Source organism: Roseateles sp. P4_D2 (assembly GCF_056401875.1).
In genome coordinates this window covers 491,344-506,007 of the sequence record NZ_JBFUIM010000002.1, presented here as the reverse complement: position 1 = coordinate 506,007, position 14,664 = coordinate 491,344, and the positions used below count along the sequence as shown (strand labels likewise).

Sequence of the window (14,664 nt, the reverse complement as noted above, 5' to 3'; positions counted from 1 at the left end):
GAGGATTTCTCATGCCCAAATACAGCCTTTCACCGACCCTGCTCGCGCTGGCGCTGAGCACGGCCTTCCCGATGGCGGCCCTGGCGCAAGCCACGCCGACAGCGGAAGCCAAGAAAGACGTCAGCCAGCTCGAAGCCGTCATCGTCACCGGCAGCCGCCGGGCCGAGAACCTGAAGGAAGTGCCGCTGTCGATCTCGGCGATCAAGTCCGAGGATCTGGACACCTACAACGCCAGCGGCCAGGACGTCCGCGCCTTATCTGGCAAGGTACCGAGCCTGAACATCGAGTCCGACTACGGCCGCACCTTCCCGCGCTTTTACGTGCGCGGCCTGGGCAACACCGACTTCGACATGAACGCCTCCCAGCCGGTCGGCCTGGTGTACGACGATGTCGTGCAGGAAAGCATCGCGCTCAAGGGCTTCCCAGTCTTTGACATGGCCCAGGTGGAACTGCTGCGCGGCCCGCAGGGCACGCTGTTCGGCCGCAACTCGCCGGCCGGTGTCATGAAGTTCGATTCGGCCAGGCCCACCAAGCGCCTGGAAGGCTACGCCAACATCGGCTTCGGCCGCTGGAGCGCCGTCAACCTCGAGACGGCCGTCAACGTGCCGGTGAACGAAGACCTGCAGCTGCGCGTGGCGGGCCTGGCCCAGCGCCAGAGTGACCGTGTCCACAACCCGGTGACCAGCGCGACCTCCGACCTTGAAGGTTACAACGACAAGGCGCTGCGCCTGCAGGCCCTCTACAAGAGCGGCAACTTCGAGGGTCTTTTCAAGGTCCAGGCCCGCGACTTCAAGGGCACGGCCACGACTTTCCGCGCCAACATCATGAAGCGCGGCACCAATGACCTCGTCGACGGCTACGACGACAGCTCCTACCCCAGCGACGGCTACAACTCGCAGACGCTGAAGTCCAGCGAGGTCAGCGCTCGCCTGCGCTGGGATTTCGACGGCGTGTCGCTCTACTCCATCACCGCCCACGACCGCGCCAAGTTCTACAGCCGCGGCGACGTGGATGGTGGCTTCGGCTGCCGCTTCTGCGGCATCCCGGACGGCCCGAAGTACTACCCCTCCGGCTCGAACACGCCCTACCCGTCCGTCATCCCGTTTGACGCGCAGACAGCCGACGGCATCCCCTACCTGCGCCAGACGACCCAGGAATTCCGCCTGCAGTCCAACACCAGCGCGCCGTTCCAGTGGATCGCCGGCCTGTACTACTTCAACGAGAAGCTGCAGGTCGACAGCTTCAACTTCGACAGCTTCGCCGCGGGTGACCCGCAGAACGGCTATGCCGTGCAGCACCAGGAAGCCAAGTCCTGGGCGGCCTTCGGCAATGTGAAGTACGCCGTCACGCCGGACTTCAAGCTCACCGCCGGCCTGCGCTACACCGACGACAAGAAGGACTTCGACGCCGTGCGCACCTGGACGCCGGGCAAGGCCAACAACGTCGACATCATCGGCCCGTTCTACACCCACCCCAAGTCCACGAACTGGAGCTGGGACTTCGGCGCCAACTACAACCTCGACAAGTCCACCAGCGTGTTCGCGCGCGTCGCCACCGGCTACCGCGCACCGTCCATCCAGGGCCGCGTGCTCTTTGGCGACTCCATCTCGGTGGCGAATTCCGAGAAGGTGCTGTCCGTCGAGGCCGGCTTCAAGGCCGACCTGCTCGACAACACCGCCCGCGTCAGCGGCACGGTGTTCAAGTACCGCGTCAAGGACATGCAGCTGACGGCCGGCTCGGGCTCGACCAATCAGAACCGCCTCGTCAACGCCGCCAAGGCCGAGGGCCAGGGCTTCGAACTGGACGCCCAGGCCATCATCGCGCGCGACTGGCGCACGACGCTGGGCTTCTCGTACAACGACACGAAGATCAAGGACGCCAATCTCTTCGTGCAACCCTGCGGCAATGCCAACTTCCAGTTCCTGGAAGCCAACACCGGCTGCACGGTGCTCGACCCGGCCGGCCCGCTGGCTGGCACGGTCAGCATCAACGGCAACCCGCTCCCGCGCGCACCCAAGGTCACCTGGAACTGGACGCTCAAGTACAGCGTCGAGCTGGGCAACGGCGAGCTGAGCGTGCTGACCGACTGGGCCTACAAGGACAAGTACAACATGTTCCTGTACGAGGCCGTCGAGTACAAGGCCAAGTCGGCGCTGGAAGGCGGCCTGCGCGTGGGCTACGGCTGGAACAACGGCAAGTATGAAGTGGCGGCCTACTCGCGCAACATCACCAACCACCGCCAGGTCGTCGCCGCCATCGACTTCGACAACCTGACCGGCATCGTCAACGAGCCCCGCAGCTACGGCGTTCAGTTCAAGGCTTCGTTCTGACCCCGTAAGACGTCATGCGGGCCCCGCCCGCGACTCGGTGAAAACCAGCTGATGGCCCGGCCCCTTCTAGGGGTCGGGCCTGTTTTTTTGACCCCTAGAATCTTTGTCACATGTCCGCCGCGCCCACCGACTCTCTCGCCCAGTCTTTTGTCGCCTTCGCCGTCGAGGCCGGCGTGCTGCGCTTTGGCGAGTTCAAGACCAAGGCCGGCCGGCTCAGCCCCTATTTCTTCAACGCCGGCCTGTTCGATGACGGTGCCAAGCTGGGGCGACTGGCTGGCTTCTACGCCGAGCGGCTGATGGCCTCGGGCCTGCAGTTCGACATGATCTTCGGCCCGGCCTACAAAGGCATCACGCTGGCCGCCGCTGTATCCATGGAGCTGGCGCGCCGCGGCCACAACGTGCCGTTCGCCTACAACCGCAAGGAAGCCAAGGACCATGGCGAGGGTGGCACCCTCGTCGGCGCGCCGGTCCAGGGCCGCGTGCTGATCATCGACGACGTCATCTCCGCCGGCACCTCGGTGCGCGAATCCATCCAGATGATCGAGGCCGCCGGTGCCGCGCCCTGTGGTGTGAGCATTGCGCTGGACCGCCAGGAGAAGGCGGCCGAAGGCGGCGTCGACAGCCCGCAGTCTGCCGTGCAACAGGTTCAGCAGCGCTACGGCCTGCCGGTCGTCGCCGTGGCGGGTCTTGCCGACCTGCTGGCCTTTCTTGAAGGCGCGCCGGAGCTGGCCGCCCACCGCCCGGCCGTGCTGGCCTACCGAGAGCGTTACGGGGTCTGATGCGCGTCCTGCCCGCCCTGCCCGTTCTTGCCGGCCTGTTCGTCGCCAGCACCGCGCTGGCGCAAGACGTCACGCCCGCCAAGGGCATCTACACCTGCACGACGGCCGATGGCCGCAAGCTGACCGGCGACCGCCCCATCCCCGAGTGCACGACGCGCGAACAGCGCGTGCTCAACCCCGACGGCTCGCAGCGCGCGACGCTGCCGCCCTTCCTCAGCCCCGAGGAGCGCACCGCCAAGGAGGCCGCGGACCGCCGCGCCGCGGCGGAACGCATTGCCCAGTTGGACGCCATCCGCCGCGACCGCACGCTGATGCTGCGCTATCCCACCGAGGCCGCCCACCAGCGCGCCCGCAACGCCGCGCTGGACGACTCCAACAAGGCCATGCGCATGTCCGAGCGCCGCATCAAGGACCTGAACATCGAGCGCAAGCCCCTGCTCGACGAGGCCGAGTTCTACAAGGGCCGCCCACTGCCGGCCAAGCTCAAGCAGATGCTGGACGCCAATGACGCGAGCATCGAGGCCCAGCAGGTTCTCATCGAGAACCAGAAGGCCGAACTCGTGCGCATCAACAAGACCTTCGACGCCGAGCTCGCCCGGCTGAAGAAACTCTGGGCCGGCGCCACGCCGGGCTCGCTGCCACCGCTTGGCGAGCTGCCGCCGACGGCACCGCCGCCGACGCCCAAGCGCTGAGTTCAGCTTCGGGCAAACCCTGGGCTAACCGAGCTTCTTCTTCAGCAGTTCATTGACCAGGGCGGGGTTGGCCTTGCCCTTGGTCGCCTTCATCGCCTGGCCGACCAGCGCGTTGAAAGCCTTGTCCTTGCCGGCCCGAAACTCGTCGACCGACTTCTGGTTGGCGGCCAGCACCTCGTCGAGGATGGCCTCGATGGCGCCGGTGTCATTCGACGTCCTGAGGTCCTTGGCGTCGATGACTGCATCGACATCCTTGCCCTCGCCGCTCCACAAGGCTTCGAAAACTTGCTTGGCAGAGTTGTTGGAGATCGTGCCGTCGGTAATGCGCACGATCAACTTGGCCAGCAACTCCGGGCCGACTGGCGCGGCATCAATCTCGCGGTCTTCCGAATTCAGCCGGCGCGACACCTCGCCCATAACCCAGTTTGCAACCAGCTTCGGAACCGCACCCGCGGCCTTCGCGGCCTCGTAGTAGCGCGCCGTCGCCAGGCTCTGCGTCATCATCGTCGCGTCATAGGCGGGCAAGCCATCGACGCTCTCGAAGCGCGCCGCCATCACGCGCGGCAGCTCGGGCATCTCACCCTTCACGCGCTCCACCCATTCCGGCGCAATGACCAGCGGCGGCAGGTCGGGGTCGGGGAAGTAGCGGTAGTCCGCCGAGTCTTCCTTGCTGCGCATCGCGCGGGTCTCACCCGTGTCGGGGTTGTAGAGGATGGTCGCTTGGCTGATTCGGCGGCCGTCCTCCAGCTCATCGATCTGCCAGTTGACCTCGTAGTTCACCGCGTCGACGAGGAAGCGGAAGCTGTTGAGGTTTTTGATCTCGCGGCGCGTGCCGTAGGGCTCGCCGGGTTTGCGCACCGACACGTTGACGTCGCAGCGGAAGGACCCTTCCTGCATGTTGCCGTCGCAGATGCCCAGCCACATCACCAGCGCATGCAGCGTCTTGGCGTACTCGACCGCCTCCGCACCCGAGCGCATGTCGGGCTCGGAGACGATCTCCAGCAGCGGCGTGCCGGCGCGGTTCAGGTCGATGCCGGACTGGCCGTGATAGTCCTCATGCAGGCTCTTGCCCGCGTCTTCTTCGAGGTGGGCACGGGTCAGGTTGACCTTGTGCTTGACGTCGCCGACGAAGAATTCGACCGAGCCACCCTGCACCACCGGGATCTCGAACTGGCTGATCTGGTAGCCCTTGGGCAGGTCCGGGTAGAAGTAGTTCTTGCGCGCGAAGATGGACAGCGGCGCCACCTTGGCGCCGACCGCCAGGCCGAAGCGGATGGCGCGCTCGACGGCCGCACGGTTCAGCACCGGCAGCGTGCCGGGCAGGGCCAGGTCCACCGGCGAGGCTTGCGTGTTGGGCGCGGCGCCGAAGGCGGTCGAGCTGCCGCTGAAGATCTTGCTCTGCGTGGAGAGCTGGACGTGGTTTTCGAGGCCGATGACGACCTCATAACCGCGGATGAGCTTGGAAGTTGGCATATTCAGAATCCTGCGGGCGCGGCCAGATGCCAGTCGGTGGCCTGCTGGAGGGCATGAGCGGCGTGCAGCAATTGCCCTTCCTTGAAGTAGTTACCGATCAACTGCAGGCCGACGGGCATGCCGCCGTCGCCCAAGCCCACCGGCACGCTCATGCCGGGCAGGCCAGCAAGCGAGCCGGGCAGCGTGAAGATGTCGGCGAGGTAGGCCTGGGTCGGGTTGTCCTTGCCCTCGCCATGCTTCCAGGCGACGGTGGGCGCCACCGGGCCGGCGATGACGTCGCACTGGGCGAAGCACTGCTGGAAGTCGTCAGCGATCATGCGGCGCAGCTTCTGAGCCTGCAGGTAATAGGCGTCGTAGTAGCCGTGTGACAGCACGTAGCTGCCAATCATGATGCGGCGCTTGACCTCTGGGCCGAAACCCTCGGCGCGCGTCTTCTTGTACATATCGAGAAGATCGTCGTACTTGGCCGCACGATGGCCGAACTTGACGCCATCAAAGCGGCTCAGGTTGGAACTCGCCTCGGCCGGCGCAATGATGTAGTAGACGGGAATGGCCAGTTCGGTGCGCGGCAGGCTGACGTCCACCAGCGTGGCGCCCAGCTTTTCCAGCTCGGCCAGACCCGCGCGCACGGCGGCGTTCACGTCCGCCGACAGGCCCGCCGGGAAGAACTCCTTAGGCAGGCCAATGCGCAGGCCCTTCAGCGGTTTGCCGGCAGAAGCGCCCTCGCGGGCTGCCAGCATCTGCGCATGAAAATCCTGTGGCGGCTGCTGCACGCTGGTCGCGTCTCGCTCGTCGAAGCCGCTCATGGCCGACAGCAGCAGCGCGCAGTCCTGCGCCGAGCGGGCCATCGGGCCGGCCTGGTCCAGGCTGGAGGCGAAGGCAATCATCCCGTAGCGCGAGCACACGCCATACGTCGGCTTGATGCCGGTGATGCCCGTGAAGCTGGCCGGCTGGCGGATGGAGCCGCCGGTGTCGGTGCCGGTCGTGCCGGGCACGAGGCGGGCTGCCACGGCGACGGCCGAGCCGCCGGACGAGCCGCCGGGCACGCGACTGACATCCCAGGGGTTGTGCGCCGGACCGTAGGCGCTGTTCTCGTTGGCCGAACCCATCGCGAACTCGTCGCAGTTCAGCTTGCCTAATGAAACCGTGCCGGCCGCGTTCAGCTTGGCGACAACGGTCGCGTCAAACGGGCTGCGGTAGCCGGCCAGGATCTTGGAGCCGGCCGTCGTCGGCATGTCGGCCGTGACGTAGATGTCCTTGTGCGCAATCGGCACGCCGGTCAGCGCAGCGGCATTGCCGGACGCCAGCACCGCGTCAGCGGCAGCCGCACGGGCCAGCGCGCCGTCGGCGTCCACATGCAGGAAGGCGCCCAGGCTGGCGTGGGCGGCAATGCGCTCCAGCAGGCTTTGCGTCGCCTCGCGGCTGGACAGGGCACGGCTTTTCAGGGCGGCGGCCAGCTCGGCCACGCCCATGTCGTGAACGGGCTTCATTCGATGACCTTGGGAACGAGGAAGAGGCCGTCCTCGACGGCCGGGGCGCTGCGCTGGTTCAGCTCGCGCTGGTTGGTCTCGGTGACGACGTCATCACGCAGGCGCAACTGCACCTGCTGGATGGCCGACAGCGGCGTGTACAGCGGCTCGACGCCGGCCGTGTCGACGGCGCTCATCTGGTCCACGATCTTGAAGAAGTCGTTCAGGTTGCCCAGCAGCGCCGCAGATTCAGCCGGTTGCAGTTCCAGCCGGGCCAAATTGGCGATGCGGCTCACGTCATCGGGAGTGAGGCTCATGAGTCGTTTTCAGAAGTAAGGATTGAGCCAGAAACCCAGTATTGGCGGGCTCAAAACGAAGGGGTTCGGTTATTATCGCCGTCCATCTTCATGGCCTTCGGGGCTGCCCTCTCAGCGACAGATTTCGTCGCGGTCCGGGCGGCCTTGCTGCTTTAAGCACCCCCCATTTTCAGAGCCGCGCCCCGCCGGCGAGGCTCCTTCCGCGCCCACCCATGTTCGCCTCCCTGCGCCGCTATTTCTCGACCGACCTCGCCATCGACCTCGGCACCGCCAACACCCTGATCTACGTGCGTGGCAAGGGCATCGTCCTCGACGAGCCCTCGGTCGTTTCCATCCGCCACGAAGGCGGCCCCAACGGCAAGAAAACCATCCAAGCCGTTGGCCGCGAGGCCAAGGCCATGCTGGGCAAGGTGCCCGGCAACATCGAGGCCATCCGGCCGATGAAGGACGGCGTCATCGCCGACTTCACGGTGACCGAGCAGATGCTCAAGCAGTTCATCAAGATGGTCCACGACTCGAAGACCTTCAAGCCGAGCCCGAGGATCATCATCTGCGTGCCCTGCGGTTCCACCCAGGTGGAGCGCCGTGCGATCCGCGAGAGCGCCCTGGGCGCCGGCGCCAGCGAGGTCTACCTGATTGAGGAACCCATGGCCGCCGCGATCGGCGCCGGGCTGCCGGTGGCCGAGGCCTCGGGCTCGATGGTCGTCGACATCGGCGGCGGCACCACCGAAGTCGGTGTCATCTCGCTGGGCGGCATGGTCTACAAAGGCAGCGTGCGTGTCGGCGGCGACAAGTTCGACGAGGCCATCATCAACTACATCCGCCGCAATTACGGCATGCTGATCGGCGAGCCCACGGCCGAGGCGATCAAGAAGAACATCGGCAGCGCCTTCCCCGGCTCCGAGGTCAAGGAGATGGAGGTCAAGGGCCGCAACCTCTCCGAGGGCGTGCCGCGCAGCTTCACGATCTCGTCCAACGAGATCCTGGAAGCCCTGACCGACCCGCTGAACCAGATCGTCTCCGCCGTGAAGAACGCGCTGGAACAGACGCCGCCCGAGCTGGGCGCCGACATCGCCGAGCGCGGCATGATGCTGACCGGCGGCGGCGCACTGCTGCGCGACCTGGACCGCCTGCTGGGCGAGGAAACCGGCCTGCCGGTGCTGGTGGCCGAAGACCCGCTGACCTGCGTCGTGCGCGGTTGCGGCATGGCGCTCGAACGCATGGAGCGCCTGGGCTCGATCTTCACGTCGGAGTGAACCGGCCTTCTTCCCACGCTGAAGCAATGCAACCACAGAGGCACAGAGGCACGGAGAACAGACCGGCTCCGCATTTCCTCTGTGCCTCTGTGCCTCGGTCGTTGCGTTTATCGTCGCAACCGCCACTGTCTGCCTGACCTCGCGGCGCCATGCCCCTCGGCACACTAGACCGCACCCCACCGCCGTTCTTCCGCCAGGGTCCGTCGGCGCTGACCAAGCTCGCGCTGTGTTCGGCGCTCGCGCTGCTGCTGATGGTGGCGGACGCGCGTTTCAAGCTCATGCAGCCGGTGCGCGGCGCCTATGCGCTGGTGCTGCACCCGGTGCAGCGCCTGCTGCTGACGCCGGTGGACGCCTGGGAGACGGCTGGCGACTACCTGCGCGGCACCAAGCGCGCCATGGAGGCCGAGGACCAGGCCAGGCGGCAGCTCAGCGCCCAGGCCGAGCGCCTGTCGCGCGCCCAGGCGCTGGAGGCCGAGAACGACCATCTGCGCAAGCTGCTGGGCCTCAAGCCCTCGCTGATTGCGCCCTCGATGCCTGCCGAGGTGCTGTTCGAAGCACCCGACCCCTTTTCACGCCGTGTCGTCATCGACCGGGGTGCCACGCTGGGCGTGGTGGCTGGTTCGCCGGTCATCAATGAGGCCGGCGTGCTGGGGCAGGTAACGCGCGTCTACCCGCTGTCGGCCGAGGTCACGCTGCTGACCGACAAGGAGGCAGCCATCCCGCTGTTGAACGCCCGCACGCAGATGCGCAATGCCGCCGCCGGCCGCGCTGACGGATCGGGCATGGAATTGCGCTTCCTGGCGGCGAACGCCGACATCAAGGTCGGCGACCTGATGACGACCTCCGGCCTGGACGGCGTCTACCCGCCGGGCCTGCCGGTCGCCAAGGTCAGCGTCGTCGAGCGGCGCGGCGATTCCAGCTTCGCCCAGGTGCTGCTGGCACCCATTGCCCAGCCCGACAGCGCCCGCCACGTCCTCATCTTGCTGCCGCAGGACCGTCATCTGCCTGCCAAGAAGGAAGCGGAAGCGGCCGCCGCCGATGAAGCCGCCTCCGCCGCGGCCACCAAGGCCGCCGTGCGCGCCGCCAAGAAGGCCGAGCGTGCTGAAAGAGCCGCCGCCAAGGCTTCGGGAGCCTCCCAATGATCATGCCGCGCGCCGCCGACCAGCTGCTGCTGCCGGCCAACCCCTGGTTCATCGGCTTCACGCTGATCGTCGCGCTGATGATCGACATGGTGCCGGCCGGCCGGCTGGCGGCCTCGCCTGACGTGCTGGCCGTCGTGCTCGTGTTCTGGGGCGTGCACCAGCCCCGGCGCGTCGGCGTGTTGTGGGCCTTCATCTTCGGCCTGGCCATGGACGTGCACGACGGCGCCCTGCTCGGGCAGCATGCGCTGGCCTACAGCGGCCTGAGCTTCGGCGCCATCACGCTGCACCGCCGCCTGACCTGGTTCCCGCTGGGCGCCCAGGCCGTGCAGGTGCTGCCGCTGTTCTTCGGCGCCCATGCGCTGGCCTTGATCGTGCGGATGATCATCGGTGGCATGTGGCCGGGCTGGGGCGTGCTGCTGGCGCCGGTCTTCGAGGCGGCGCTGTGGCCCGTGGCCAGCTTCCTGCTGCTGGCACCGCAGCGCCGTGCGCCGGATCGCGACGCCCACCGGCCGCTGTAGACGTCCGTGGTCGTCCTCAAGAACCTCCACCAGGAGCTGTCGCGCTTCCGGCTGCGCGTGCTGGCCGCGGGCGCCTTCGTGCTGTTCTGCTTCGGCCTGCTGGTCGCGCGCCTGCTGTGGTTGCAGGTGGTGCAGTACGACAGCTTCGCCGAACGCGCCGAGTCCAACCGCATCGCCGTCGTGCCCATCGTGCCCAATCGCGGCCTCATCAAGGACCGCAACGGCGTCGTGCTGGCGAGCAACTACTCGGCCTACACGCTGGAAATCAACCCCGAGAAGGTCGTCGATCTGGACGCCACCATCGAGGCCCTGGGTCAGGTCATCGAGGTTCAGGCCCGCGACAAGCGCCGCTTCAAGCGCTTGCTGGAAGAAACCAAGCACACCGACTCCCTGCCCATCCGCACCAAGCTGACGGACGAAGAGGTCGCCCGCTTCACGGCCCAACGCTTTCGCTTTCCCGGCGTGGAGATCAAGGCGCGGCTGTTCCGCTCCTATCCCCTGGGCGAGGTTGGCGCCCACCTGATCGGCTATATCGGCCGCATCAACCAGGCCGAGAAGAAGGCCATGGACGATTGGGAAGAAGAAGACCTCGCCAACTACCGCGGCACCGAGTACATCGGCAAGCTGGGCCTGGAACAGGCCTATGAAAAGGAGCTGCACGGCGCGACCGGTTTCGAGCAGGTGGAGACGAGCGCAGGCGGCCGCGCCGTGCGGCGCCTTGCCCACAAGCCGCCGACGCCCGGCAACACGCTGAACCTGTCCATCGACATCAAGCTGCAGGCGCTGGTGGAGCGGCTTTTCGGCGAGCGCCGCGGCGCGCTGGTCGCCATCGATCCGCGCAACGGCGAGGTACTGGCCTTCGTCTCCAAGCCGACCTTCGACCCCAACCTCTTCGTCGACGGCATCGACGCCGACTCCTGGCGCGACCTCAACGAGGACATCGACAAGCCACTGCTGAACCGGGCCCTGCGCGGCACCTACCCGCCGGGTTCGACGTTCAAGCCGCTGATGGCCATGGCGGCGCTGAACAGTGGCAAGCGCTCGCCCAGCACGGTCATCATCGACAACCTGACCTACAGCTTCGGCGGCCGCACCTTCGGCAGCCCCGAGACCGATCGCGCCGGCCCCAAGGACATGCGCCTGGCCATCGTCAGCTCGTCCAACGTCTACTTCTACAGCCTGGCCAACGAGATGGGCGTGGACCTGATCCACGACCAACTGGAGCCCTTCGGCCTGGGCCGCAAGACCGAGATCGACGTGCAGGGCGAGGTCACCGGGGTCCTGCCGTCGCAGGAATGGAAGCGCCGCTACTTCGCCAGGAGCCCGGCGAATCAGAAGTGGTTCCCCGGCGAGACCATCTCGCTGGGCATCGGCCAGGGCTACAACAGCTTCACCATGCTGCAGATGGCCACGGCCTACTCGACCATCGCTTCCGGCGGCCAGCGCTACAAGCCGCGCCTGGTGCGCGAGATCGAGGACGTGGTGAAGCACGAGCAGCGCCGCATCGCCAGCGATGCGCTGCCCGCGCTGCCGCTGAAGCCCGCCGACGTCGCCGTCATCCAGAACGCGATGAACGGCGTGACGCTCGAGGGCACGTCGCGCCAGGTTTTCCTGGGCGCGGGCTACCAGAGCGGCGGCAAGACCGGCACGGCCCAGGCCGTCGGGTTGAAGGCCGGCGAGAAGTACAGCAGCATCAAGGCAGACGAGCGCAAGCGCGACCATTCGCTCTACGTCGCCTTCGCGCCGGTGGACAACCCGACGGTGGCCCTGGCCGTCATCGTCGAGAACGCCGGCTGGGGATCTTCTTCCGCTGCGCCGATTGCGCGCCGCGTATTCGACTATCTACTGCTGGGCCAGTACCCCAGCGAGGAAGACATCGCCAAGACGCAGCTGGGCCAGACCTTCGCCCCCACCGGCACACCGCGCAAGGTGGCGGACGTGCCACTGTCAGGCTGGCAGCCGATAGCGCCCTCGGTCTCGGCCTCCGCAGCTTCGGCGCCCCCCGCACCCGCCTCGGGAGCCTCGCGATGACCGTCATCGAACGCCCGCCCCTGTGGCAACGCCTCAAGCCCTGGCTCAGCGGCTTCGACATCCCGCTGCTGCTCGCCGTGCTGTGGATGTGCGGCTGGGGCCTGCTGTGCATGTACTCGGCCGGCTACGACCACGGCACGCGCTTTGCCGACCATGCCCGCAACATGGTGCTGGCACTGGGGCTGATGTTCATCGTCGCCCAGGTGCCGCCGCAAAAGCTGATGGCGCTGGCCATCCCGCTGTACACGATCGGCGTGATGCTGCTGATCGCGACTGCCCTGTTCGGTGTCACGAAGAAGGGGGCCACGCGCTGGCTCAGCATCGGCGTCACGCAGATCCAGCCGTCCGAGCTGCTCAAGCTGGCGACGCCGCTGATGCTGGCCTGGTGGTTCCAGAAACGCGAGGGCCTGCTGCGCTGGCCGGACTTCATCGCCGCGTTCGCGCTGCTGCTCGTGCCCTTTTTGCTGATCGCCAAGCAGCCCGACCTGGGCACCGGCATCCTGGTGCTGGCGGCCGGCCTTTACGTGATCTTCTTCGCCGGCCTGCCGTGGAAGCTCATCGTGCCGGCCCTGGTGCTGGGCGCCGCCGGCGCGACCGCCCTGGTGCTCAGCGAGGACGCCATCTGCCAGCCCGACCTGAAATGGCCGGTGCTCAAGGAGTACCAGAAACACCGCATCTGCACGCTGCTGGACCCGTCAAAGGACCCGCTGGGCAAGGGCTTTCACATCATCCAGGGCGAGATCGCCATCGGCTCCGGCGGCATGACCGGCAAAGGCTTCATGCAGGGCACCCAGACTCACCTGGAATTCATTCCCGAACGCACCACCGACTTCATCTTTGCGGCCTTCGGCGAGGAGTTCGGCCTGATGGGGGCGCTGGCCCTGCTGGCCGGATTCACGGCGCTGATCCTGCGCGGGCTGATGATCGCCTCCGACGCGCCGACCCTGTTCACCCGCCTGATGGCCGGCGCGGTGACGCTGTCCTTCTTCACCTATGTCTTCGTCAACATGGGCATGGTCAGCGGCATCCTGCCGGTCGTGGGCGTGCCCCTGCCTTTCGTCAGCTATGGCGGTACGGCGATGGTGACGCTGGGGCTCAGCCTGGGCCTGCTGCTGTCGATCGCCCGCGTCAAGAAGCTGGTGAAGACGTAGCCGGAAACCTGATCGTGAACCGCGCCCCCGGCCCCTGGCCGTCGGGCGTCTCGCCCCCCACGGCGCGCCGCACGCGCGCGTCATCCAGGGTCAGCTCGGCCTCGTGGTGCTGCACGATCTCCTGCACGATGGCCAGCCCCAGGCCCGAGCCTTCCACACCGCTGCCGAGCGAGCGATAGAAGGGCTGGAACACCTTGTCGCGCTCGGCGGGCGCGATGCCCGGCCCGGTGTCCTCGACCTGCAGCACGACAACTTGGCCAAAGGGGTCCTCCACCACGCGCACCGTCACCAGGCCGCCGGCCGGCGTGTAGAGCAGCGCGTTGTCGACGAGGTTGCGGATCAGCTCCCCGATCAACACTGGCTGGCCATGCACACGCAGCCGGCTTTCATCCGGCACCACGCCGTCGTAGCCCAGGTCAATGCGGCGCTCCAGCGCGCGCGGCACGAAATCGCGCACCGTGTCGATGGCGATCTCGGCCAGGCTGACGGGTTCACGCCGCATGGCCTGTTCGGCGTCTTCTGCGCGAGCCATGGACAGCAGCTGGTTGACCATGTGGGCCGCTCGCTCGCTGGCGCGGGCAATCTGGGCCAGCGAACGTTTCAATTCATCGGGGTTGGAGCGGCCAGCATCGATCTCGCGCTGCATGAACTCGGCCTGGGTACGCAGGCCAGCCAGCGGCGTCTTGAGCTGATGGGCAGCGTCGGCCAGGAAGTGCTTCTGCCGGCTCATCGATGAGTCCAGCCGCGCGAGCAGGTCGTTGATGGCCTGCACCAGCGGCGCGACCTCATCGGGCACGCGCTGCTCGTCAATGGGCGACAGGTCTGAACTCTCGCGCGAACGGATGCGCCGCTGCAATTCATTCAGCGGCGAGATGCCACGCGCCAGCGCCAGCCAGACCAGCAGCACCGCCAGCGGCAGGATGACGAACTGCGGCAGGATGACGCCCTTGATGATCTCGTTGGTCAGCCGGGCGCGCTTGCCCAGCGTCTCGGCGACCTGCACCAGCATGGTCTTGGCCGACCCGGCCTGCCCCTCGGGCGCCACCCAGAGATAGGCCACGCGCACGGCGTCGGTGCCGACCTCGTCGTCGCGGAAATGCAGCTCCCAGGGCACGACGGGGGCATCCTCGGTCGGCACCGCCAACGTCGCATCGCCACTGAGCAGTTCGCCACGCAGGCCCAGCACCTGGTAGAAGACCGTGTCCGACGCGTCCGCCCGTAACAACGCCGCGGCCTCGGGCGCCAGCGCATAACGGTCCTTGCCCTTGACAGGCGCCGCCTCGGCCGCCACCTGCAGCCCGAGGCTGCGCGCCATCTCGCCCAGCTCGCGGTCATAGGGCCGGCTGGCAATGCCCTGCGCCACCAGCCAGGTCAGCGCGACGCTGATCGGCCAGATCAGCAGCAGCGGCGCGAGCATCCAGTCGAGGATCTCGCCGAACAGCGAACCCTGCGCAGCAGGGGCGCCCGCCCGAACCAGCGTGCCCTGTTCGGGGCTGGCGCCGTCCT

General features: G+C 67.2%; 12 protein-coding genes. 8 read left to right on the top strand and 4 right to left on the bottom strand.

The window, feature by feature from the left end:
- Window positions 1-11 precede the first annotated feature (11 nt).
- The 3 genes from AC1DW0_RS05740 (at window position 12) to AC1DW0_RS05730 (ending at window position 3,801) form a co-directional block, all read left to right on the top strand.
- Window positions 12-2,330, top strand: coding sequence for a TonB-dependent receptor (locus AC1DW0_RS05740; RefSeq protein WP_056191495.1), 2,319 nt, complete (start codon window positions 12-14; stop codon window positions 2,328-2,330).
- Window positions 2,331-2,440: 110 nt separating this feature from the next.
- A complete protein-coding gene (gene pyrE / locus AC1DW0_RS05735; protein ID WP_457354828.1) occupies window positions 2,441-3,109 on the top strand; it encodes an orotate phosphoribosyltransferase in 669 nt (222 codons plus the stop codon).
- Complete coding sequence (locus tag AC1DW0_RS05730; protein WP_056191490.1) at window positions 3,109-3,801, top strand: hypothetical protein; 693 nt, start codon at window positions 3,109-3,111, stop codon at window positions 3,799-3,801. The genes pyrE and AC1DW0_RS05730 overlap by 1 nt, the downstream gene beginning before the upstream one ends.
- Before the next feature lie 24 nt (window positions 3,802-3,825).
- On the opposite strand, the gene gatB is transcribed toward AC1DW0_RS05730, so the two are convergent.
- From gatB to gatC, 3 genes are read right to left on the bottom strand one after another with little or no spacing between them, the layout of a single operon-like run.
- Window positions 3,826-5,274 (bottom strand): Asp-tRNA(Asn)/Glu-tRNA(Gln) amidotransferase subunit GatB, encoded by a 1,449-nt coding sequence (gene gatB / locus AC1DW0_RS05725; RefSeq protein ID WP_056191488.1) that lies wholly within the window; start codon window positions 5,272-5,274, stop codon window positions 3,826-3,828.
- A 2-nt stretch (window positions 5,275-5,276) separates the two neighbouring features.
- Window positions 5,277-6,764, bottom strand: coding sequence for an Asp-tRNA(Asn)/Glu-tRNA(Gln) amidotransferase subunit GatA (gatA, locus tag AC1DW0_RS05720; RefSeq protein ID WP_477858951.1), 1,488 nt, complete (start codon window positions 6,762-6,764; stop codon window positions 5,277-5,279).
- A complete protein-coding gene (gatC, locus tag AC1DW0_RS05715) occupies window positions 6,761-7,060 on the bottom strand; it encodes an Asp-tRNA(Asn)/Glu-tRNA(Gln) amidotransferase subunit GatC (protein WP_457354832.1) in 300 nt (99 codons plus the stop codon). Before gatC ends, gatA begins: the two co-directional genes overlap by 4 nt.
- Before the next feature lie 212 nt (window positions 7,061-7,272).
- Here gatC and AC1DW0_RS05710 point away from each other — a divergent pair, with 212 nt between their 5' ends.
- From AC1DW0_RS05710 to rodA, 5 genes are all read left to right on the top strand, one after another.
- Window positions 7,273-8,316, top strand: coding sequence for a rod shape-determining protein (locus AC1DW0_RS05710; protein WP_056191483.1), 1,044 nt, complete (start codon window positions 7,273-7,275; stop codon window positions 8,314-8,316).
- A 149-nt stretch (window positions 8,317-8,465) separates the two neighbouring features.
- Window positions 8,466-9,458, top strand: coding sequence for a rod shape-determining protein MreC (mreC, locus tag AC1DW0_RS05705; RefSeq protein ID WP_457321242.1), 993 nt, complete (start codon window positions 8,466-8,468; stop codon window positions 9,456-9,458).
- Window positions 9,455-9,976, top strand: coding sequence for a rod shape-determining protein MreD (gene mreD, locus AC1DW0_RS05700; protein WP_056191481.1), 522 nt, complete (start codon window positions 9,455-9,457; stop codon window positions 9,974-9,976). The genes mreC and mreD overlap by 4 nt, the downstream gene beginning before the upstream one ends.
- A 6-nt stretch (window positions 9,977-9,982) precedes the next feature.
- A complete protein-coding gene (mrdA, locus tag AC1DW0_RS05695) occupies window positions 9,983-12,007 on the top strand; it encodes a penicillin-binding protein 2 (protein ID WP_457388911.1) in 2,025 nt (674 codons plus the stop codon).
- The gene (gene rodA / locus AC1DW0_RS05690; protein ID WP_056191477.1) at window positions 12,004-13,158 is read left to right on the top strand and encodes a rod shape-determining protein RodA; all 1,155 of its coding nucleotides are present in this window, start codon (window positions 12,004-12,006) and stop codon (window positions 13,156-13,158) included. The genes mrdA and rodA overlap by 4 nt, the downstream gene beginning before the upstream one ends.
- On the opposite strand, the gene AC1DW0_RS05685 is transcribed toward rodA, so the two are convergent.
- Complete coding sequence (locus tag AC1DW0_RS05685; RefSeq protein ID WP_457354908.1) at window positions 13,136-14,575, bottom strand: sensor histidine kinase; 1,440 nt, start codon at window positions 14,573-14,575, stop codon at window positions 13,136-13,138. The genes rodA and AC1DW0_RS05685 overlap by 23 nt on opposite strands.
- Between the last annotated feature and the right edge of the window lie 89 nt (window positions 14,576-14,664).